This window comes from Bradyrhizobium sp. NP1 (genome assembly GCF_030378205.1).
Lineage (GTDB): Bacteria > Pseudomonadota > Alphaproteobacteria > Rhizobiales > Xanthobacteraceae > Bradyrhizobium.
In genome coordinates, this window is record NZ_CP127385.1 from 2568703 (window position 1) to 2591001 (window position 22299).

The 22299-nt window shown below is 65.7% G+C and carries 19 protein-coding genes; 7 read left to right on the top strand and 12 right to left on the bottom strand.

What is annotated here, in order from left to right; genetic code table 11:
- Positions 1-5: 5 nt before the first annotated feature.
- Together QOU61_RS12250 and QOU61_RS12255 are read right to left on the bottom strand one after the other, a co-directional pair.
- The gene (locus tag QOU61_RS12250; protein ID WP_289658667.1) at positions 6-776 is read right to left on the bottom strand and encodes an ABC transporter permease; all 771 of its coding nucleotides are present in this window, start codon (positions 774-776) and stop codon (positions 6-8) included.
- Between the two features lie 158 nt (positions 777-934).
- Positions 935-1582 (bottom strand): TetR/AcrR family transcriptional regulator, encoded by a 648-nt coding sequence (locus QOU61_RS12255; protein WP_289658669.1) that lies wholly within the window; start codon positions 1580-1582, stop codon positions 935-937.
- 133 nt (positions 1583-1715) lie between these two features.
- On the opposite strand from QOU61_RS12255, the gene QOU61_RS12260 reads away from it, so the two are divergent.
- Positions 1716-2720, top strand: coding sequence for an ABC transporter substrate-binding protein (locus QOU61_RS12260; RefSeq protein ID WP_289658671.1), 1005 nt, complete (start codon positions 1716-1718; stop codon positions 2718-2720).
- 33 nt (positions 2721-2753) lie between these two features.
- Here QOU61_RS12260 and QOU61_RS12265 read toward each other — a convergent pair whose 3' ends face one another.
- The gene (locus QOU61_RS12265; RefSeq protein WP_289658673.1) at positions 2754-3725 is read right to left on the bottom strand and encodes a Bug family tripartite tricarboxylate transporter substrate binding protein; all 972 of its coding nucleotides are present in this window, start codon (positions 3723-3725) and stop codon (positions 2754-2756) included.
- A gap of 45 nt (positions 3726-3770) precedes the next feature.
- Positions 3771-4589 (bottom strand): IclR family transcriptional regulator, encoded by an 819-nt coding sequence (locus QOU61_RS12270; RefSeq protein ID WP_289658675.1) that lies wholly within the window; start codon positions 4587-4589, stop codon positions 3771-3773.
- Positions 4590-4688: 99 nt separating this feature from the next.
- On the opposite strand from QOU61_RS12270, the gene QOU61_RS12275 reads away from it, so the two are divergent.
- The 3 genes from QOU61_RS12275 to QOU61_RS12285 all read left to right on the top strand — a co-directional run bounded on the left by QOU61_RS12275 (position 4689) and on the right by QOU61_RS12285 (position 10465).
- Complete coding sequence (locus tag QOU61_RS12275) at positions 4689-5951, top strand: acyl-CoA dehydrogenase family protein (protein WP_289658677.1); 1263 nt, start codon at positions 4689-4691, stop codon at positions 5949-5951.
- 30 nt (positions 5952-5981) lie between these two features.
- Positions 5982-7925: an alkyl/aryl-sulfatase gene (locus QOU61_RS12280; protein ID WP_289658679.1), complete on the top strand. Its 1944-nt coding sequence runs from the start codon at positions 5982-5984 to the stop codon at positions 7923-7925.
- Between the two features lie 191 nt (positions 7926-8116).
- Positions 8117-10465, top strand: a complete 2349-nt coding sequence (locus QOU61_RS12285; protein ID WP_289658682.1) for a mechanosensitive ion channel domain-containing protein — start codon at positions 8117-8119, stop codon at positions 10463-10465.
- On the opposite strand, the gene QOU61_RS12290 is transcribed toward QOU61_RS12285, so the two are convergent.
- The 7 genes from QOU61_RS12290 to QOU61_RS12320 all read right to left on the bottom strand — a co-directional run bounded on the left by QOU61_RS12290 (position 10462) and on the right by QOU61_RS12320 (position 16883).
- Positions 10462-11676, bottom strand: coding sequence for an NAD(P)/FAD-dependent oxidoreductase (locus tag QOU61_RS12290; protein WP_289658684.1), 1215 nt, complete (start codon positions 11674-11676; stop codon positions 10462-10464). The genes QOU61_RS12285 and QOU61_RS12290 overlap by 4 nt on opposite strands.
- Before the next feature lie 134 nt (positions 11677-11810).
- Complete coding sequence (locus QOU61_RS12295; protein ID WP_289658686.1) at positions 11811-12110, bottom strand: hypothetical protein; 300 nt, start codon at positions 12108-12110, stop codon at positions 11811-11813.
- 195 nt (positions 12111-12305) lie between these two features.
- The gene (locus tag QOU61_RS12300; RefSeq protein ID WP_289658688.1) at positions 12306-13010 is read right to left on the bottom strand and encodes an ABC transporter ATP-binding protein; all 705 of its coding nucleotides are present in this window, start codon (positions 13008-13010) and stop codon (positions 12306-12308) included.
- The gene (locus QOU61_RS12305) at positions 13003-13752 is read right to left on the bottom strand and encodes an ABC transporter ATP-binding protein (RefSeq protein WP_289658689.1); all 750 of its coding nucleotides are present in this window, start codon (positions 13750-13752) and stop codon (positions 13003-13005) included. Before QOU61_RS12305 ends, QOU61_RS12300 begins: the two co-directional genes overlap by 8 nt.
- Positions 13753-13761: 9 nt before the next feature.
- A complete protein-coding gene (locus QOU61_RS12310) occupies positions 13762-14748 on the bottom strand; it encodes a branched-chain amino acid ABC transporter permease (protein ID WP_289658691.1) in 987 nt (328 codons plus the stop codon).
- A complete protein-coding gene (locus QOU61_RS12315; protein WP_289658693.1) occupies positions 14748-15617 on the bottom strand; it encodes a branched-chain amino acid ABC transporter permease in 870 nt (289 codons plus the stop codon). The genes QOU61_RS12310 and QOU61_RS12315 overlap by 1 nt, the downstream gene beginning before the upstream one ends.
- A gap of 15 nt (positions 15618-15632) precedes the next feature.
- A complete protein-coding gene (locus QOU61_RS12320; RefSeq protein WP_289658695.1) occupies positions 15633-16883 on the bottom strand; it encodes an ABC transporter substrate-binding protein in 1251 nt (416 codons plus the stop codon).
- A 190-nt stretch (positions 16884-17073) separates the two neighbouring features.
- Between QOU61_RS12320 and QOU61_RS12325 the strand changes: the two genes are divergently transcribed.
- Positions 17074-17817: a GntR family transcriptional regulator gene (locus QOU61_RS12325; RefSeq protein ID WP_289658697.1), complete on the top strand. Its 744-nt coding sequence runs from the start codon at positions 17074-17076 to the stop codon at positions 17815-17817.
- Between the two features lie 122 nt (positions 17818-17939).
- Positions 17940-19100 (top strand): patatin-like phospholipase family protein, encoded by a 1161-nt coding sequence (locus tag QOU61_RS12330; protein WP_502876951.1) that lies wholly within the window; start codon positions 17940-17942, stop codon positions 19098-19100.
- Between the two features lie 12 nt (positions 19101-19112).
- On the opposite strand, the gene QOU61_RS12335 is transcribed toward QOU61_RS12330, so the two are convergent.
- On the bottom strand, positions 19113-20183 hold the full coding sequence (locus QOU61_RS12335) for a glycosyltransferase family 4 protein (RefSeq protein WP_289658702.1): 1071 nt from the start codon (positions 20181-20183) through the stop codon (positions 19113-19115).
- A 298-nt stretch (positions 20184-20481) separates the two neighbouring features.
- On the opposite strand from QOU61_RS12335, the gene QOU61_RS12340 reads away from it, so the two are divergent.
- On the top strand, positions 20482-22245 hold the full coding sequence (locus QOU61_RS12340; protein ID WP_289658704.1) for an ABC transporter ATP-binding protein: 1764 nt from the start codon (positions 20482-20484) through the stop codon (positions 22243-22245).
- Positions 22246-22299: the final 54 nt, after the last annotated feature.

Here is a 22299-nt window from a genome sequence, read left to right on the forward strand (position 1 = left end):
CCTTGTTATTGCAGCCTGACGTCCTTGACCACGAACAGCCGTTCGAGGCCGAGCACGAGGCCGTAAAGGGCGACGCCGAGCAGGGTCAGCAGCACGACCGCCATCACCATGGCGGGCGTATCGAGTGCGGACTGCACCTGGATCATCAGGTAGCCGAGGCCGCGATCGGAGGCGATGAATTCGCCGACGATGGCGCCGGCGACCGCGAGGATGGCGCCGACCTTCATGCCGGAGAACACGTAAGGCAGCGAGCCCGGAAGCTGGATCTTGCGGAACAGCGTCCAGCGCGAGCCGCGCAGCGATTTGACGAGATCGAGCAGGTCGGGCTCGACCTCGCTCAGGCCGCGCGCCGTGGTGAGCAGGATCGGAAAGAAGCAGATCGAGAACGCGATCAGGATGTTCGGCAGGATGCCGTAGGAGAACCAGACGATGAAGAGCGGTCCGAGCGCCACTTTCGGGATCATGTTGAGCGTGACGAACAGCGGCAGCAGCAACAGGCTCACCAGCGGCGACCAGGTGAAGAAGACCGCGAGCGCGACGCCGACGACCGCGCCGAGCGAGAAGCCGCCGAGGATTTCCACCGCCGTCACCAGGACGTTCGACGCCCACGCATAGTTCGGCGCCGCCAATGTGGCGAGCGCCGCGAGCGGCGAGGGCAGGATGAATTTCGGCACCTGGAACAGGTCGACCGCGACCTGCCAGAGCACGAGCACGGCCAGGTGCACGACCAGGATGATCGCCAATGAACGCGCCGATCCTCCGCCACCATCCGCCACGACGCCTGCTCCTCGCGCGCTTTCTTGCCGCTCTTCTTGTTCCGGCTCTGCCGGCCCGCTGCCCGTCCGGGCCTTGAGCGTGGTTCCCCCGGGGCGGCCGTCGCGGCAATCTAGCCCGGGCCGCCCGAACTATCAACCAGCTGGTTGATTAGTTCGTCTTAGGGCCGCAGCGCCTGTAGCACCAGGTCGACGACGTGCCTGCGGCGGGCGCGGCGCGCCGCAGCGCTGCCGAGATCCTTGCCGAAGATCGCCGACAGCGTCGGTGTGTTGGAGAAGTAGAAGTAGCTCAGTCCCGCGATCGAGATGTAGAGATGCACGGGGTTGATGCCCTTGCGGAAGGTGCCTTCGCGCACGCCTTCGGTCAGGATCTTGGAGAGCATGGCAACGAGCGGCGAATGCATCGCCTCGAGCCGCGCGGATTTGCGCACGTGGCGCGCGCCGCCGCGGTTCTCGTCATTGAGCAGCACGATGAAATCAGGATGATCGGCGAGATGGTCGAACGAGCTCTCGACCAGCTTCCGGATCGCCCGTTCCGGCGGCAGACCCTCGAGCTTGAGCTTGCGCTCCTGCTCGCGGATCTCCTCATAGACCCATTCCAGCACCGCGAGATACAGCGCGTCCTTGTCGCCGAAATAGTGGTAGACGAGCTGCTTGTTGACGCCAGCGCGCGCGGCGATCTCGTCGACCCGGGCGCCGGCAAGGCCGCTGGCCGCGAATTCGCGGCGTGCCGCGGTCAAAAGCTTCCTGCGCGTGGCGGCGGGGTTGCGCCGCTGCGGCGTCGCGCCGTTGGATCCTCGTCTGGGCATTTCCAACCAGATAGTTGACAATGGGAGCAGTCCCTTGTTGCATTGGTAGCCGCTGGAAGCGGCGCCGACAAGCCAGGCGGCGGAAGAAGCCGGGACAGCGGCCGGGGATAATCCAAGCGAGGGAGTTGCTCCGATGAAGCGTTTGACGATGGTGGGGCTTGCGCTCGCGTTCTCGCTTTCGGCGGTGCCGGTGCGGGCCGGCGAGGCCGTCAACCTGCTCCTGAACTGGACGCCGACCGCCGACCACTCGCCGTTCTATTATGCCAAGGCGCAAGGCTGGTACGAGAAGGCCGGCATCGACCTCACCATCGAGGTCGGCAAGGGCTCTGGCGTTTCGGCGCTGAAGGTTGGCTCCGGCGGCTCGCCGTTCGGCATCGCCGACCTCGCCACCATGCTGGTGGCCCGCAGCAAGGGCGCCGACGCGGTCGCGGTGATGAGCATCTACGCCAACACCGGGCAGACCTTCTACTGGCTGAAGAGCTATGGCGTGAACGGGCCGAAGGATTTCCCGGGCCACAAGATCGGCAACCCGCCGGGCGACGCCTCGCGCGTGATGTGGCCGGCCTTTGCCAAGGCTGCCGGCATCGCGCCGGACTCGGTCAATTTCGTCAATGTCGGGCCGACCGCGAAGATCGCGGCGCTGAAGAGCCACACCGTCGATATCATCAGCGACTTCTACAACGAGCATGATCTCAAGGTGATCGAGTTCGGCAGCGACCTCGGCTACATCAACTGGAAGGATGTCGGGCTCAACCCGTACGGCAACGCGCTGATCGTCAACGGCGCATATCTTCAGAAGAACCCGAAGCTGGTCGAGGATTTCGTGCGCATCAGCCAGAAGGCCTATGCGGCCTGCGTCGCCGATGTCGCGCCCTGCCTCAAGGCGCTGCTCGACCAGGTCTCGGGGCTCGACAGAGAGAACCAGCAGCGGCAGTGGGAGCGCATCAAGTTCCTGATGACGGACCCGTTCACCACGACCAGGGCATTGGGCTGGATCGACGGCGAGCGCATGAAAAAGGACTATGAGCTGGTCCAGACCTATCTCGGCATGGAGAAGCCGTTCGACGTCGAGACCGCATTCGCGACGAAAATGCTCGATCCCGCCATCAAGATGGATGCGAGCAAGGTGAAGCAGTGACGGCCGAAGGCCGTCATGGCCGGCCGCTGCGCGTCACTGCAGCGCCATGCCCGAGGTCTTGACCACTGTCGTCAGCTTCTCGTAGTCCGCTTTCATCAGGCTTTCGAGCGCTTGAAGCGACATCGGCCTGCCGGGAACGTCCGACACCGCGAGCTGGCGCTGCACGGTCGGATTGGCAAGCGCCTTGTTGATCGCAGCGTGGATGGTCTCGACCAGCGGCGCGGGCGTCGAGGCCGGCACATAGATGCCATACCACGGCACGTAGGCCGCCGCCGGAAAGCCGGCCTCCGCGATCGTCGGCACATCGGGCAGGTCAGCCACGCGCTTGTCGGTGAAGACGGCGAGCGGCTTCACCGTGCCCTGCTTGATATGCGGCAGCGCCAGCGCCAGCGAGACGATCTCGAAATGCATCAGGTTGGTGATGAGGTCGACCAGCGCCGGCGGCTGACCCTTGTAGCCGACATTGGTGAGCTTGATGTCGGCGACCTGGAACAGCTTTTGCGCCGACAGGTCGATCGAGGAGCCGGTGCCGGGATTGCCGAAATTGAGCTCGCCGGGCTTTTGCCGTGCCAGCGCGACGAATTCGGCCATTGTCTTGACCGGCATTGATGGCGGCACCAGCGCCACGCTTTGGTTCCACACCGCCAGCCCAACGCACTTGAAGTCCTTCAGCGGATCCCAGCCGGCGTCCTTGTAGAGGCTTGGATTGACCAGCACCGCAGGCCCGGTGACGAGCCAGGTGTAGCCGTCGCCGTCGCTGCGCGCGACCGCCGCGGTGCCGATATTGCTGTTGGCGCCGGGTCGCGCTTCCACCACGATCGCCTGTTTGGTGTCGCGGCCGACCTGCTCGGTGACGGTGCGCGCGACGATGTCGACGATGCCGCCGGCCGGATAGGGCACGATGATGTGAATCGGGCGGTTCGGATAGGCGCTTTCGGCCCTCGCGGCGGGTGCGCCGAGCAGAAGCACGAGCCCCAGTGCGACCGCGCTTCTCATTCCTCCCATGATATCCTCCGGTCCTCGCCGCATCGGTGCGATGCGGCTGGTTGTTCAGCGTGTCCCTTGCGCATCATCGGCGATGAGCGAGCGGATGCTGCGCGCAAGTCCCAGCATGCGGGGCGCGCATTCGCGCTCGATCTGCTCGGCGCTGAATCGGAACGAGGGGATGCCGCAATTGACGGCAAGGCAGTCGCCGTTATCAGCACGATAGAGCGGCGCAGCAACGCCAAAAATCTCGCGCCGCCATTCGCCCAGGGAAACGGCGAAGCCGCGCTCCTTGCAGAGCGCGATATCCGGCAGCGTGCGGCGCTTGACATAGTCGGCTTCCTGCGGGCGCTCGGCCTTCACCGCCTTCACATAGGCGGCGAGCTCATCCTCAGTGAACAGCGACAGGAGCGCGCGCCCGACCGCGGTCGGCGCCAGCGAGCTGCAGAAGCCCACGTCAGGCACATGCGGCACCGCGTCGGTGGTGCGCAGCGTCTCGACATAGATGAAGTCGAGCCCGAACGGCATCGCGATCGAGACCGTGCCGCCGGCATAGCTCGCAAAATCCCGCATCAGCGGCCGCGCCATCTGCCGCACGCGCAGCGCCGAGAGCAGCGGATAGGCGGTTGCCAGCACGCCAAGTCCGAGCTGGAAGCGCCCCTTCGCGTCGCGCCTGAGATAGCCGAGCTGCGCCAGCGTGTAGGTGAGCCGCGACACCGTCGGCCGCGACAGCCCGGTCTCGCCCGCAAGCTCGGCGTTGGACCGCGAGCCGGCGCCGTTGCGGAAGACGGCGAGCACGTCGAGCCCGTGCGCCAGCGTGGTCGCAAAGGCAGGATCGGCGTGGTCGGTCCGCGACCGGCTCGCGGAAGCGCGCGAATGAGCCATGAGCGGAAATATCGAACAGATATCAGTGATTTGTCAATATATCGAAACATCAATTGCCAATCGTATCGGTATCCTGTTAGATCGCCGCCAGGAGGCCCGATGGATTTCGCGTTCTCGGAGCGGTCGGAGACCTGGCGGACCAGGCTGCAATCCTTCTTCGAGAGGGAGGTGCTGCAGCGCCACCGCGCCTGGCTCGATCACGTCGTTGCCCGCGGCGAGGCCGCGCCCTTCATGGATGAATTGCAGCAGAAGGCGCGCGCGGCAGGTCTGTGGAATCTCGCGCTGCCGGAGCTTGCGCCGGACGAACCAGGCACGCGGCTGTCCAACCTCGAATATGCGCCGCTCGCCGAGATCATGGGGCGGCTGTTCTGGGCGAGCGAGGTGTTCAACTGCCAGGCGCCCGACGTGCCCAACATGATCGCGCTGCAGAATTGCGCGACGCCTGCGCAGAAGCAGCGCTGGCTGAGACCGTTGCTCGATGCCGAGACGCGTTCGGCGTTCGGCATGACCGAGCCGGATGTCGCGTCCTCCGACGCCACCAATATCGCAACGACAATCCGGCGGGACGGCGACCACTACCTCATCAACGGCCGCAAATGGTTCATCACGGGGGCCGCGCATCCCCGCTGCAGCTTCCTGATCGTGCTCGGCAGAACCAATCCGGATGTCGAGCGCACGCGCCAGCATTCCTGCGTCATTGTGCCGATGGCCGCATCAGGCGTGCGGCTGGTGCGGCGATTGCGCTGGATGGGCTGCGAGGACCATGTCGCGCCGATCGGCGAGCTTGCCTTCGACAATGTCCGCGTGCCCGTCGAAAACCTGCTCGGCGAGGAGGGGGACGGCTTCCGGGTCGCACAGGTCCGGCTGGGGCCGGCGCGCATTCACCATTGCATGCGTTCGATCGGGCTGTGCGAGCTACTGATCGAATTGATGATGGCGCGGGCCGCAGAACGCTCCGCCTTCGGCCGGCCGGTGATTCAATATGACACCGTGCAGCGCTGGATCGCGGAATCCCGCGTCGAGCTCGAGCAGGCGCGCCTTTTGACCTATCGCTGCGCCTGGCTGCTCGACCGCAGCGGCCATCATGGCGCGGATTCTGCCATGAAGAATTGGCGCGACGTCTCGCTGATCAAGGTCGCGGTGCCCGTCGTGCTGCAGCGGATCGCCGATCGCGCGCTGCAGGTGTTCGGCGCGATGGGCGGCTCCGACGATACGCCGATCCACCAGGCGCTCGCCTGGGGCAGGCTCTTGCGGATCGGCGATGGGCCGGACGAGGTGCATCTGCGGCAGATTTTCAAGATGGAAACGATGCCGCCGTGGACGATTGCGGCTTCGCCCTATCTGGCGAGCCGGCTGGCGTAAAGGGTTTAATTTCCGCGTGAGGAGGAGAGGATGAGCGAGGGAGCGGTCAACGAGAAAACGGAAATGCCGAAGGACGCCGCTCCCTCGGTCATCGCGCAGCACGCGGCGATGCGAAACGCGCTGCCGTTTCTCGATACGCGCGATTTCGAGGAGGCCAAGCGCGGCTTTCTCGGCACCATCGAGAACGCGAAAGTCACCTCGGTGCAGGGCCGGGTGGTCTGGAGCCTCGAGCCATACGGCTTCCTGTCGGAAGCGGAGGCGCCTGCGACCGTCAACCCCAGCCTGTGGCGGCAGTCGCGCCTCAACATGAATCACGGCCTGTTCGAGGTGGTGCCCGGCGTCTACCAGATACGCGGGCTCGACATCGCCAACATGACGCTGATCGAGGGCGATCGCGGCGTGATCGTGGTGGATACGTTGACCTCGATCGAGGGCGCGCGCGCCGCGATGGAGCTTTATTTCCAGCATCGCGGCAAGCGGCCGGTCGCAGCCGTCATCTTCACCCACACCCACACCGACCATTGGGGTGGCGCGCGCGGCGTGCTCGACGAGGAGACGCTGGCGAGCGGCCGCGTGCCGATCATCGCGCCCAACCTGTTCATGGAGCATGCGGTCTCCGAGAACATCATCGCTGGCCCCGCGATGCTGCGGCGTGCGCAGTACCAGTTCGGCCCGTTCCTTGCCAAGGGCGTGCGCGGCCAGGTCGATTGCGGGCTCGGCAAGTCGATGGCGGCCGGTTCAGTGGCGCTGTTGCGTCCGACCGACCTGATCATGGCGACCGGCGACAGGCGCGTGATCGACGGCGTTGAATTCGAGTTCCAGATGGCGCCGAACAGCGAGGCGCCCGCCGAGATGCATTTCTTCATTCCGCGCTACAAGGTGCTGAACCTCGCGGAGAACTGCACGCACAACTTCCACAATCTGCTGCCGTTCCGCGGCGCCGACGTGCGCGATGCGCTGGCCTGGTCGAAATACCTCAACGAGGCGCTGCGATTGTGGGGCGGCAAGGCGGAGGCGATGTGCGGCCAGCATCATTGGCCGGTGTGGGGAGGAGAGCGGATCGACACCATGATCCGCCAGCAGCGCGACCTCTACAAGTTCGCCCACGACCAGACCATCCGCCTGATGAACCACGGGCTGACCGCAACCGAGATCGCCGAGACGATCAGATTGCCGGCAAGCCTCGAAGGCGCCTGGCATGGCCGCGGCTATTACGGCCATATCCGGCACAATGTGAAGGCGATCTACCAGAAATATCTCGGCTGGTATGACGCCAACCCCGTCAACCTCGATCCGCTGCCGCCGGTCGAGGCGGGCAAAAAGTATGTCGAGTATATGGGCGGCGGCGAGGCGATCCTCGCGCGGGCGCGCACGGATTTCGACAAGGGCGAATTCCGCTTCGTGGCGCAGGCGCTCAGTCATCTCGTCTTCGCCGAACCGGACAACAGCCAGGCGCGCGCGCTGCTCGCCGACACGTTCGAGCAGTTGGGCTATGCCGCGGAAAGCGCGACGTGGCGCAACGCCTATCTGTTCGGCGCGCAGGAATTGCGGCAGGGCATGCCGAAGGCGCCGCCGCGGCCGCCGATGCCGCGCGAGACGCTCGCCGCGCTGCGCACCGAGCAATTGTGGGACGTGCTCGGCATCCGCCTCAACGGGCCCAAGGCCGAAGGCAAGCGCATCGTGCTGAACTGGAATTTCACCGACACCGGGGAGACCTTTGCGCTGACGCTTGAGAACTGCGCGCTGACCTACACCGAGGGCGTGCCGGCGGCCGACGCCGATGCCGGCTTCACGCTGGCGCGCGCGACGCTGGATGAGGTGATCGCCAGGCAGACCAGCTTTCCGGAGGCCATCGCTGCCGGCAAGGTCGCGGTCAGCGGCAACCCGATGCGGCTGGCCGAGCTGGTGGCGCTGATGGACGAGTTTCCGCGCATGTTCGAGATCGTCGAGCCGAAGCGGACGGCGGTGAGCTGACGCGCCGTCGGCCGTGTTTTGACGAGAGAAATATCGGGAACAAATGCCAAGAGAATGCCGTCGCCATGGCAAACTTCCGACACATGGCAACGGCGAAAAGGGGAGATTCGACATGACGCAGGCGCGGCCGCCGATGCCGGTTACGGTTTTGGCGATCGCGCACATAATACCGTTTGAAAAAAGAGGCCTTCGTGTCGCACCGACTGCTTCCCTCGCTCCTGCTCGCCTGCGCACTGTTTGCTTCCCCGGCGGCCGCCCGGACCGATACGCCGCCTGCGGCGGCGCCCGCCGCCACGAACCAGGCCGATATGCTGACGCCGGATCAGGCGAAGCGGGCGCTCGAGACGCTTCAGGACGACAAGAAGCGGGCGCAGATGATCGATACGCTGCGCGCGATCGCCAATGCCGTGCCGGGCGGGCAGGCCGCGCCAGCCGCCCCTGAACCGCAACCTGCGATCCCGCTTACGGCTGACAGCCTCGGTGCTCAGCTGCTGCTGGCGGTGTCGGAACAGGTCGGCGAGATCTCGCACCAGGTTGCCGATATCGCGCGGGCGGTGACGCATTTTCCGGCGTTCTATTACTGGGTCGTGAGAACCGCCAACGATCCCTCCGCCATGCAGCAATTGTTCGACATCGCCTGGAAACTGGCGCTGGTATTTGGCTGCGCGTTTGCCGCGGAATGGCTGGTCTTCCGTATCATCAGGCGCCCCGTGTCGGTGCTGGAAGCCCGTATTCCGCAGGCCGCGCGACTGCCGGCGCAGGTGCTGGCGATGGCCGATCCGCCATCCTCGGCGGCCGATGTGGCCGCCGAACCCGCGCAGCATCGACGGCGTCTCAGCATGGCGCGTGCCTGGCAGTCGCTGATCAGGCTGCCGTTCGTGGTGGGGCGCCTCGCGCTCGAACTGCTCCCGGTGCTTGTCTTCGTCGTCGTCGCCACGATGCTGTTGGGAACCGAGATCGGCGACCTCGCCACGACCAGGCTCGTGATCCTCGCGGTCGTGAACGCCTATGCGCTGTCGCGGGTGCTGATCTGTGTCGCGCGGGCGCTGGCGGGACCCTTCGGCCTGTTTCGCGTCCGCGCCGAGACCGCCGCCTATATCGAGATCTGGGCGCGGCGCATCATCGCCGTCGGCGTTTCGGGCATCGCCTTTGCAAATGTGGCGCTACTGCTGGGCCTGCATCGCGCCGGCTACGCGGCGATGCTGCGCCTGGTGATGCTGCTGGTGCATCTCTTCATTGTCGTCATCATCCTGCAGTGCCGCCGGCAGGTCGCCCAGGCGATTCGCGGCTCGGTGGAGCGCGACGGCGCAGCCGCCGCGCTGCGCAATCGTATCGCCGGCCTGTGGCATTACCTCGCGATCGCGCTCGACCTCGCCTTGTGGGCGGTGTGGGCGCTGAACATCCGCAACGGCTACTCGCTGCTGCTGCAGTATTTCGTCGGCTCCATTGCCGTCATGCTGATCACGCGCCTTGCCACCATCGTGGTGCTGGGCCTGATCGATCGCGGCTTCAGCATCAGCCCGGACATCCTGCAGCGCTTCCCGGGGCTCGAGACCCGCGCCAATCGCTATTTGCCGCTGTTGCGCAGGATCGTCGCGGCCGGCATCGCCGTTATCGGCTTCGTGGCGCTGCTCGAGGTGTGGGGCGTGGACGCCGTCGTGTGGTTCTACGGCGGCCGGATCGGCAGCCGGTTGCTGTCGGCGGTGGTGACGATCGGGATTGCCGCGCTGGCGGCTGCGGCGATCTGGGAAGTCAGCAACGCGCTGCTCGATCGCCAGCTCAACGCGCTGTCCCGCGAAGGCCACTTCGCCCGCGCGGCGCGACTGCGCACCTTTCAGCCGATGCTGCGCACGGCGCTGTTGTGCCTGATCGTCACCGTGGTCGGCCTGACGGCGCTGAGCGAGATCGGCGTCAACGTCGCGCCGCTGTTGGCCGGCGCCGGCATCGTCGGCATCGCGATCGGCTTCGGCTCGCAGAAACTGGTGCAGGACCTCATCACCGGGCTGTTTCTCCTGCTGGAGAATACCGTCCAGGTCGGCGACACCGTCAGCGTCTCCGGGCTTTCCGGCGTCGTGGAGAATGTTTCGATCCGTACCATCCGCCTGCGGGCCGGCGACGGCGCGGTGCACATCGTGCCGTTCAGCGCCGTGACGACGATCACCAATTCAAGCCGCGGCGCCGGCAATGCGGCCGTCAGCGTCAATGTGTCCTACAAGGAGGATACCGACCGCGCCGGCCAGATCCTGAAGGACATCGTCGCCGAAATGCGCCGCGAGCCGGAATTCCGGCAGGCGATCCGCGGCGACCTCGAATTGTGGGGCGTCGACAAGGTCGACGGCTCGATGGTGTCGATCGTCGGCCAGATCCGCTGCACCGACAGCGGCCGCTGGCCGGTGCAGCGCGAATTCAACCGCCGCATGAAGCGGCGGTTCCAGGAGTGCGGGATCGAGATCGCGTCGATGGGCCAGACCATCCTGATGCAGATTCCGGCGCCGGCCGAAGCCGCATCGGAGTCGATGCCGCGGCGAGCGACGGCCTAGCGCGCCGTCGGCGGTGGCGCCTGCACGCTTGGCGCGGCGGCCGCGAACAGCTCGGCGCGGCTGCCGTTCCGGGGCGGATAGATCCTGACATGGTTGATGGTCTGTTTGGTCGCTTTGGCAGCCGCGCCGGTCGTGCGCACCTGGCGGTCCCATCCGGTCGTGTAGAGCGCGCCCCATTGGCCGAGATCGAGCACCGTCACATACCAGTCGATCGTAAGCGGAAGCATCGGCTCGCCGAACAGGTCGGCCACCACGTTATGCCCGGCGAAGCGGCCCATCGGCCGCGCAAACTGGCAGGACATCACGGTGGGATGGACACCGTCCGCCAGGCACGAGGCCGCGTCGCCGGCAGCGAAGATGTTTGGCAGGCCGGTCGCGCGCATGAAGGGGTCGACGATGAGGCGGCCATAGCGGTCGTGCTCAGCCGCGAGCGTTGCGGCCAGCGGACTGGCGCGCATGCCCGCGCACCAGATGACGGTCTGCGCGGCGATGAATTCGCCCGAGCTGAGCGCGAGGCCATTTGCCTCGACAGCCGTGACCTTGACGCCGAGCCGCGTCTCGACGCCGAGCGCGGCGAGGGCCTCGTTGATGATGGGGCGCGCATGCTCGCCGATCGTGGCGCCGACCACGGGGTTCGGATCGACGAGAACGATGCGCCGGTCGCCGGTCACGCCGGCGCGGTCGAGCTTGCCCGGCATCTCGGTCGCGACCTCGATGCCGGTGAAGCCGGCGCCGACGACGACCACGGTCGACCGTCCTTGCGATGCCCCGCGCTTGCCGAGCGCCGCGAGATGGGCATCGAGCCGGGTTGCCGCCGCATAGGTATCGACGTCAAAGCTGTACTTGGCGAGGCCGGGGATCGGCGGGCGCACCAGCTCGCTGCCGAGGGTGAGCACCAGCCGATCATGGGCCAGTGATTCCTCGCCGCGGTTGGTCTTGACGACCACTTCCTGCCTGGCCGGATCGATCGCCTGCACGTCGCCGACGAGGTGCTTGACCCCGATCGGATCAAGAACCCCGGCGAGCGGGATCGCGGCGTCGCTGATGTCGACCTCGTAATTGCGCACCCGGATGTTGTGATAGGGATTGCGGTCGACGACGAGAATTTCGGTGTCTTTTGCCCGCACTCCGAGCTCGTCGCGCTTGCGCGCCGCACCGATCGCGGCCCACAGGCCGGCAAATCCCGCTCCCAGCACCAGGATGCGCGCCATCGCTGTTCTCCGCTCGCTCGGGTCGCCGACCAAGCTTGTCGCGAGAGGGTGGCCGGATCAAGCCGGTCGGATTGCGGCCGCCCTCGCGCTGGGCGCGACCGCAAACGGTGCCGCCACGTCCCGCCTGTCCATGATCAGGGCTTGGTCTTCTTGACCGGCTTTTTGACGGGGAGGGCGTCTGCGGCATTTCGCATCGACCTAGCGTAACTGTCCGCGGCGTTATCGGCCGCGATTTGCAGCCGCTTGGCGGCGGCGGTGCCCTGCAACAGGGTGTTTTTGGCGAGCTGCCGGTATCGCGCCCTGGTCTCGCTGTCCTTCGCCTTGGCGGCGAGACTGATGTATCGATCACGCCTGCTTTTTGCGGCGGCCAGGATGTCTTTATTCTGTCGCTTCGCAAGCTGCCGGATTACGACATCCAGATCGGCGTTCGCCATCATCATTCCTCAAGTGCCTCGAACCATTTCGAATCTCGACTATGCAATTGCCGCGCGGGCTTTGCAAATATGCGAGCTGCCGAGGGGCTCGACTGACCAGCACCGCGGAAAACGTCCCCGGGACGGGCGAGCGGAAGCGACGCCGTCTTTCGGACGGCCAGCCCCAGCCCTGACGGAGCGGGCAAGCGGCGCGCCTCAAATCCCGAGATAAGCCGACTGCACCTGCCTGTTGTTGGCAAGCTCGATGCTCGTGCCCTGCATGATCACGTTGCCGCTTTCCAGCACATAGGCGCGGCTCACCAGCGACAGCGCGCGGCTGACATTCTGCTCGACCAGCAGGATCGCGGTGCCCATCTTGTGGATCTCGCCGATCTTCTCGAAGGTGACGTCGGTCATGACGGGGGCGAGGCCGAGCGAGGGCTCGTCGAGCATCAAGAGGCGCGGTTTGAGCATCAGGCCGCGGCCGACGGCGAGCATCTGCTGCTCGCCGCCGCTCATGGTGCCCGCGAGCTGCCGCCTGCGCTCGGCGAGCCGCGGAAAGATGGCGTAGACCAGCTCCATGCTGCTCGCGCGGTCCGCTTTCGCCTTCGGCACGTAGGCGCCGATCTCGAGGTTTTCCTGCACGGTCATCTCGGGAAACACCTGCCGGCCCTCCGGCACATGGGCGATGCCGAGCTCCGGAATCCGGTGCGGCGGCAACGAGGTGAGGTCGGTGCCGGCGAACGTCGCCGTGCCCGAGGTGAGCTTCACGAGCCCCGAGATCGCGCGCAGCGTCGTGCTTTTTCCCGCGCCGTTGGCCCCGAGCAGGCCGACCGCTTCGCCTTCGCCGATTTCGATCGAGACATTGGAAATCGCCGGCACCGAGCCGTAGCGCGCGCTGATGCCCTTCAGTTCAAGCATCGTGCTCTCCCGCGGGCGGATGGACGTAGCCGGTGCCGAGATAGGCGCGGATCACTTCCGGATTCGCCACGATCTCCTTCGGCGCGCCCTCCGCGATCTTCTGGCCGTGATCGAGCACGACGATGTGTCGGGCCACCGCCATGATCGCGCGCATCACATGCTCGACGATCACGATGGTAAGCCCGCGCGCCGCAAGCTTCTTCACCAGCGCGACCGCCTGGTCGATCTCGGACGGGTTGAGGCCCGCCATCACCTCATCGAGCAGCAGGATGCGCGGCGCCGTCGCCAGTGCGCGGGCCATCTCCAGCCGGCGCTGGTCGATGGTGGTCAGGTCCTTTGCCGGCGTCTGCTCGCGCGCGGCAAGGCCGACGAAGTCGATCGCCTCGCGGGCCTTCTCGCGCGCGGCTGCGACATGGCGGTCGCGCAGGAAGGCGCCGGTCATGACATTGGCAAGCACGGTCATGGCGCCGAACGGCTTTGCCACCTGGAAGGTGCGCGCGAGCCCCAGCGCGCAGACATCGTGCGGCCTCAAGCCCACGACCTCCTGGCCGAAGGCGAGCACTGAGCCGGAGTCGGCCTTGTGGAAGCCGGTGATCAGGTTGAAGCTCGTGGTCTTGCCGGCGCCGTTCGGGCCGATCAGCGCCACGGTCTCGTTTTCCTTCACCGTGAAAGAAACGTCCTGCACCGCGCGAAGGCCGCCGAACCGCTTGCTGATACCCTTGATGACGAGCGCGTCCGCCATGTCAGCGCCTCACGCCCGTGCCGGCTTCGGATGCGCGCGGCGCTGCCAGACTTCGTTCAGCATGCCCATCAGGCCGGTCGGCCGCCACAGGATCACCGCCATCAGGATCAGGCTGTACACGGTGAGCTGGATGCCGCCGGTGTTGCTGCCGAGCCAGCTCTGCAGCAGGGCCGACGCGGTTTCCAGCAGCACGGTCCCGATCACGGGCCCCCACAGCGTGCCGATGCCGCCGACGATCGACACCAGCGCCGCCTCGATCGAGATGCTGAAGCTGAAGGCGGTCGCGGGATCGATGAAGTAGATGTATTGCGTGTAGAACGTGCCGGCCATCGCGGTGAGGAAGGCGCTGATCATGTAGATGTCGCGCTTGATGCGCGGCGCGTTGACGCCGACCGCTTCCGCGGCTTCCTCGTCCTCGCCGATCGCGACGAGGTAGTAGCCTATCCATGACCGCTCGATGCGCCAGGTGATGAGAAGCCCGAGCGTCAGCAATCCGAGCACGACATAGTAGTAGGCGGCCTTGCCCTCGAACTGCATCATCAGCGGCGATGAACCGAGGTTCGGGATCGTCGTCCCTTCCGCGCCCCAGGCGAAGTCACGGAATTTCAGGAAGATCAGCATCAGCGCTTGCGCGGTCGCGATCGTGGCGATGGTGAAATAGGGGCCGCGCAGGCGGAAGCAGAGCCAGCCGATCGGCAGGCTCGCGAGTGCGGCGACGATGCCGCCAGCGACCATGCCGATCCAGGGCGAAATGCCGAAATCGATCTGCATCAAGGTCGAGGTGTAGGCCCCGAGCCCGAAATAGGCGGCGTGTCCGAGCGACAACTGCTTGGCGTAGCCGCCCATCAGGTTCCAGGCGACGCCGATGAAGGAGAACAGCAGGATGCGGATGAAGATGTCGATCGCGAACGAGCTCTTCACCACCTGGGGCAGCAGCAGCATGACAGCCGCCAGGATCGCGAGCGCCAGCCACTTCCATTTGGTGGAGGTTTGCATCAGCGCGCCCTCCTGCCGCCGAGCCCGCTCGGCTTGAACGCCAGTGTCAGCAGCAGCATCGCGAACACGACGATCAGGCCGGAGTCGGCGCCGACGAACTGGATGCCGAGCGATTCCGCGACCCCCATCATCAGGCTAGCGACCAGCGCGCCCACGACATTGCCGAGCGTGCCGAGCACGACCGCGACAAAGGCCATCAGCACGAAGACCTGTCCGACAAAGGGATAGGCCGAATAGAACGGCATCAGCAGCGAGCCGGCAGCACCCGCAAGCGCCAGCGCCGCGCCAAAGGCGACCGCGAAGACACGGTTCGGGTTGATGCCCATCAGGGTCGCCACGTCGCGGTTCTGCGAGGCGGCGCGCATCGCCCTACCGAGATCGGTGGTGTGCAGGAACAGCCAGAGCAGGCCGCTCAGGGCCATCGCCACCACGAAGGCGATCAGCTTCGCGACCGGAATATAGAGGCCGCCGAGATGGATCGCCTCGTCCGAGTACGACGTGTGGACGGTGCGGTAGTTCGCGGAGAAGAGCAGCAGCGCCAGGTTGAGCAGGAGCAGCGACAGCGCGAAGGTCAGGAAGATCTGCGGCATGTCGTTCGGCCCCAGCACCCGGCGGATCAGGAAATGCTGGATCAGCACGCCGAGAACGAACAGCGTCGGCATCGACACCACGAGCGAGAGCAGGGGGTCGATGCCGAACTGGGTGGCGAGGAAGAAGGAGATGTACATCCCGATCATCACGAATTCGCCCTGGGCGAAATTGACGATCTTGACCACGCCGAAAATCAGCGTCACGCCGATCGAGACCAGCGCATAGATGCCACCGATGAGCAGGCCGTTGATGACGGCCTGGACTACTGTCTCCAGCATTGGAACGGACCGGCCTTAGCTTTTGATCAGCGGAGCACGGGCGTCTTCCTTGGGGAAGACGCTGGCGAGGTCGCCGTTCTGCCACTGCACGCCCACGGGGCGGCCATAGACGTTCTTGCCGTCGGGCCCGAACTTCACCTTGCCGCCCGGCGCCATCGCGGCGTAGCCGGACGAGACGTCGAGCGTCGAGAGCGCCTCGCGCACTTTTTGCGGGTCAGGGGAGGCGGCGCGCTCCAGCGCATCGGCGATCATGAAGGTCTGCGCGACGAGGCCGCCGGCATATTCGAACAGGAATTCGCCGGTGCGCTTCTTGTATTCGGCGTTCACCTTCTGGGCGTTGTCGTCCATGTCGTGGTTCCAGTGCGCCACGCCCTGCAGGCCGTCGGCGAGCTTGCCGACATTCTTGTAGAAATCCGGGATGACGAAGCCGCCGGAGCCGCCATTGATCGCGACGTTGAGGCCGACCTGGCGCACGGTGCGCACGATCAGGATCAGGTCGTTGAGATAGGACACCGAGAACAGGGTGTTGGCGCCCGACGCCTTCACCTTGTTGATCAGCGGGCTCGCATCGGTGAAGCCGGCGGAATAGGGCTCGAACATCACGATCTCGACGCCTTCGCCCGGCGCCAGCTCCTTGAGCCCGTTGGAGGTCGAGGTGCCGAACGCGGTGTTCTCGAAGATCACGGCGACCTTGGGCTGGTCGGCGACGAGCTTCGACATCTGCAATTGCGCGCGGGCAAACTGCGAGGCGCGGGCGAACGGCGTGAATGTATAGGTTCGGCCCTTGTTGAGCTGGTCCGAGCTCGAGCCGGTGATGATCGGCACCTTGGCGCGCTCGCACACTTCGCTCGCGATCAGCGTCAGCGCGCTGGCGAAGCAGCCATGGATCGCAGACAGCTTGTTGCCAGAGATCAGCCGGTCGGTCTCGGTGCGCGTCACCGTGGTGTCGCTCTGCACGTCGGACAGGATCAGGTTGAGCTTGGCGCCGCCGAGCGACTTGATGCCGCCGGCATCGTTGATCATCTCGACCGCGAGCTTGGCGGCGGCGACGCAGCCGACGCCGATCTGCGCCATGCTGCCGGTGGTTGGATAGAGAGCGCCGATATTGACGGGATCGGCGGCCCAGCCGCGCAGCGGCACCGCGCCGAAGCCGGCTGCGGCGAGCGCCGTGCCCGTCGTTTTCAGGAACTGGCGGCGGCTGTGCCGGCGGGGTTTCTCGGCCGCCTTGCGGCTTGCGACGACGGATTGCGGACGCTCGTTGGTCATGCCGTCTCCCCCTGGTGCGACCCGCGGTGGAACCTGTCCGCCCGGCTTCGCTCTTTGTTGTTTGGTGGGCCGATCGTAGCGTGGGCAAAAATTGTTTACAATATAGTTTGCAATATTATTATTGCACAATTGCAGGTTTCGCCGCCCGGTCCGCCGGTTGTGCCGGGGGCGTCGTCTGATCGGGGAAATGATGGCGGCAAAATCGCTCAAGCCGGCGAAGGCGCGGGGATCGAAATTGCGCGAGGCGGAGGCGGCGCGGGAGGCCTCCGCTGCCGCCCGCATCGCGCGCGCCATTGAGGAGGACATCGTGCTCGGGCGCCGCCAGCCGCGCGAACGGCTGGTCGAGCAGGATCTGTGCGACCTGTTCCAGACCCATCGGGGCGACGTGCGGCTCGCGCTGTTCGAGCTCGAGAAGAAGGGACTGGTCGAGCGCATTCCGAACCGCGGCGCGATGGTGCGCGGGCTGACGCCGCAGCAAGTGACCGAGATCTACGCGGTTCGCGAGGAGCTCGAGGTGATGGCGGTGCGCATCATCCCGTTCCCGGTCGCAGCCGATGATATCGCGCGCCTCGAGGCGCTGCAGCGCGAGCATGCGGCAGCAATCGAGAGCGGCGAGATGCTGAGGATGTTCTACAGCAATCTGCGCTTCCACCAGATGCTGTTCGGCCTGTGCGGCAATGCCTGCCTGATCGAGACCATCGACCAGCTCGCGCAGAAGGTCTACGGCATCCGCTCCTATGCGAATGCCTTCCCGGAGTCGCTCGACCAGTCGCGCCGCGATCATCTCGACATGATCAAGGCACTGCGCGGCGCGAAGCGCGACGAGCTGATAGCGCTGACCCGCCGGCATCTGAAGCCGTCGCCGGCGGCCTACATCAAGGCCTATGAGCGGCGCTTCGGCAGGGCCGGGGAAGCGGCCTCTGCCGCTCGCTAGACGTCCGAGAAAGCATCGAACGCGCGCATTGAAAAGCCGCGTTCGGCGTAACAAAATCCCCGGAATTGCGAATAGGAGACGCGGCTGATAACAGCGGCGCGGGACCCGGACGGAAACTGGAGATAAACGGCGTGCAGGACAATTCACCTTCGCGGGGCATTACGCCCTGCAAGCCGCTTCCCGGCCAGGTCGTGCTGGTGCTGCAGGGCGGCGGCGCGCTCGGGTCCTATCAGGCCGGCGTCTATCAAGCGCTGCATGAAGCCGGCATCGAGCCGGACTGGATCATCGGCACTTCGATCGGCGCCATCAATGCGAGCCTGATCGCCGGCAACAGGCCCGAGCTGCGCCTCGCACGCTTGCGCGAATTCTGGAAACGGATGGAGCAGACGTCGGCCTGGCAGATCGGCGACGCCTTTGCCGGTTTCCACGAGCGGCTGTCGGTGTGGTCGACGGTCGCGCACGGGATTGCCGGCTTCTTCAAGCCCAACCTGCTCGCGCATATCGGCGATTCCTATCCGCTGGGCGCGGATCATGCCGGCTATTACTCGATCGCGCCGCTGGAGCGGACGCTTCTGGATCTGGTCGATTTCGGTCTGGTCAACCGGGGTTCGCCGCGCTTGACGGTCGGCGCCGCCCATGTGCGAAGCAGCCAGATGCGCTATTTCGATACCGGCGTCTGCGCGCTTTCGGTCAAGCACATCCTGGCGTCGGGTGCCTTGCCGCCGGCTTTTCCGCCCGTGCGCATCGAGGGCGAGCTCTATTGGGATGGCGGCATCCTCTCCAACACGCCGACCGAAGCCGTGTTCGATGACAATCCGCGCCGGGATTCGTTGATATTCTCCGTGCACCTTTGGAATCCGGATGGCTCCGAGCCGACCACGATGGCGGATGTGTTCAATCGCCAGAAGGACATTCAATACTCCAGCCGGATCGCGACCCAGATCGCGCGTCAGCAGCAGGCACATCGCCTGCGCCATATCATCAACGAGCTTGCGGCGAAGTTGCCGGAGAGCGAACGCAACAAGCCGCTGGTGAAGGAGCTCGCAAGCTATGGCTGCCAGACGCGCATGCACGTGGTCCGCCTGCAGGCGCCTCAGCTTGATCGCGAGAGCCACACCAAGGACATCGATTTCAGCGCCGCCGGCATCAGGCAACGCTGGGACGCCGGCTATGCCCACACCAAAACCGCGCTCGAGCGCGCGCCCTGGGAGGGTGAGTTCGATCCGCTCTCCGGCGTGATCCTGCATGACCAGCCGGAGTTGCTGCCGCGCGCGGCCGAATGACGAGCCTGCGCGCTATTCGGCGCTCGAAACCAGCTTGATGCGCGGCTCGGCAGCCTCGGTCAGGCTCCGATAGGCGGCAAGGTAATCGAGCGCCATGCGTCGCGCCGTGAAGCGCGCCTCGAACTGCTTGCGGATCGCGCGCCTGTCGAGCAGGCGGAGACGATCGACGGCGGCGACCGCGCTGGTCTCGTCCTCGACGATAAAGCCGGTCACGCCTTCCTCGACGATCTCGGGCACCGAGCCGCGGTTATAGGCGATGACGGGCGTGCCGCAGGCCATGGACTCGATCATGACGAGGCCGAACGGCTCCGGCCAGTCGATCGGCACCAGCAGGGCGATCGCGCCGCTGAGAAAATCCGATTTCTCGTTGTCGCTGATCTCGCCGATATATTCGACAAGCGGGTTGCCCGTGATCAGCGGGCAGATCACCTCGTCGTAATATTCCTGGTCGGCGCGGTCGACCTTGGCGGCGATCTTGAGCGGGATGCCGCATCTCGTCGCGATCCGGATCGCGCGGTCGATGCCCTTTTCCGGCGCGATGCGGCCGAGCACGCCGAGATAGTTCTGCTTCGCCGGCTTCGGCGTCAGCAGCTTCTCGGGCAGGCCGTGATGGATGGTCGCGATCCAGTTCGCCTGCGGCACCGGCCGGCGCTGCGCATTGGAGATCGAGATCACCGGAACCTTCGAGAACGTGTCGAACACCGGCTGATGTTCCGGCAGGTCCAGCCGGCCATGCAGCGTGGTCAGAAACGGCGTCGGCTGACGGTAGAACAGCGAAAAGGGATAGTAGTCGAGGTGGAAATGCAGGAAGTCGAATTCCTCGTCGTCACATTTGCGGCGGACGAGCTCCAGCATCACCATGTGAAGCGCGTTGGGGTCGCGCACGGCGCCATCGAGCCGCAGCGCCTTGGGCCAGATCGCTTCGAGCTTCCCAGCGGTCCTGGAATCGCCGCTGGCAAATAAGGTGACATCGTGTCCAAGTGCTACCAGCTCCTCGGTCAGCCAGTGCACCACCCGTTCGGTGCCGCCATACAGCTTGGGTGGAACAGCCTCCGTCAGCGGAGCAACCTGCGCGATGCGCATCTCACTGTCTCCTCTTCGCGATTAGGGATTGGATTAAAGCCCCCACCGGTCGGCACCGACATGCCCAACGAGGGAACGTTCCCGCATCTGCGAAGTTCCTTGCCGTAACGTTACTTCTTCGACAGCCGGCCCGGTTGGCCTTGCTGATGCCACCACTTCGAAACAAGTTTTCAACGTGGCTGGTGCGGCGAGGCCGCTCGGCTGCGCCGGGGTGGAACCGGACGCGCGCGTCCGTCGTTCAAGCTGCCGGAACCGCTTTGTCTCGATCGTGCCCCTCTTCAGATGGAACTAGAGCCTTATGGATCAGCTTTCGAGATATGCGCACCGTCCGTTTGCCTTCGTGATGCGCTATCTGCGCAAGCGTATTGCCTCGCATTTGATCATTCTGACTGCCGTGATGGCAGCGGTGGCCTGCTCGGTCGGCACGCAATACGGCGTGAAGTACCTGGTCGACTGTCTCGCCGCGGGGCCCACGCGTGCGAACGGGGTATGGCTGGCATTCGCGCTGCTCATATCGCTGATCGGCGCCGACAATTTTCTGTGGCGGATCGCGAGCTGGACCGCGAGCTTCACATTCGTGCGAGTGACCGGTGATCTGCGCCGCGACATATTCCGGCATCTGACCGGGCACGCGCAGAGCTATTTCTCCGACCGCCTGCCGGGCATGCTGACGAGCCGCATCACGGCGACCTCGAATGCGATCTTCACGGTCGAGAACATGTTCGTCTGGAATGTGTTGCCGCCGTGCATCGCCACAATTGCGGCGATCGCCCTGATCGGCACGGTGAGCCCGGCAATGGCGGGCGGCATGGTGCTGATCGCCGGGGGCATGGTGGTCGCGATGTTCCATCTCGCGGCCGCCGGCAAGCCGCTGCACGACGACTTCGCCGACAAGGCCGCCGCCGTCGACGGCGAGATGGTCGACGTCATCAACAATATGCCGCTGGTGCGCGCGTTCTGCGGGTTGAGCTACGAGCACGACCGCTTCGACGCCACCGTCGACCGCGAGCTTGTCGCGCGCGGCCGCAGCCTGCGTTACCTGGAAAAGCTCCGCCTCACGCATGCCGCCGTCACCGTGACGCTGATCGTCGCGCTGCTCGCCTGGGCGATCACGCTCTGGCAGCGCGGCGGCGCCACCACCGGCGACGTCGTGCTGGTCTGCACGCTCGGGCTGTCGATCCTCAATGCGACGCGCGATCTCGCGGTGGCGCTGGTCGACGTCACCCAGCATTTCGCCCGCCTGACCGAGGCGATCGCGACGCTGCTTCTGCCGCACGAGCTGCGCGACCATCCCGAGGCCGAGCCGCTGGTGCGGCGGGGTGCCGCGATCGCCTTCAACACCATCACGTTCCGGTATCCCGGAGGCTTGCAGGTCTTCGATCGCTTCAACCTTCGCCTCGAGCCCGGCCAGCGCGTCGGCCTGGTCGGCGAGTCCGGCGGCGGCAAGTCCAGCCTGTTCGCGCTGCTGCAGCGTTTCTACGACGTGCAGGACGGCTGCATCACCATCGACGGCCAGGATATCGCGCGGGTGACGCAGCAGAGCCTGCGCCAGGCGATCTCGGTGGTGCCGCAGGACATTTCGCTGTTCCACCGCTCGATCCTGGAGAACATCCGCTACGGCCGGCCCACCGCCACCGACGACGAGGTCTTGCGCGCGGCGATCGCGGCGCGCTGTGACTTCGTCGAGAGCCTCCCCGAGGGGCTCGCGACCTTGGTCGGCGACCGCGGCGTCAAGCTGTCGGGCGGCCAGCGCCAGCGCATCGCGATCGCGCGCGCATTCCTCAAGGACGCGCCGATCCTTTTGCTCGACGAGGCGACCGCGGCGCTCGACAGCGAATCCGAAGAGGCGATCCGCGAAGCACTGTCGCGCCTGATGCGCGGCCGCACCGTGATCGCGATCGCGCACCGGCTGGCAACGCTGCGCAATTTCGACCGCGTCGTGGTGCTGAAAGCGGGCAGGATCATCGAGGATGGCCCGCCGGATCGGCTGATGCAGGCTCACGGCCCGTATCGCGAGCTGGTGATGAAGGAAATGAACAGGCTCTCGAAATTCGCGGCCTAAGGCACGCCGGGATCAGGTTGAATCGCCATCGCGCCTTTGGTTTTGATCGAGCAT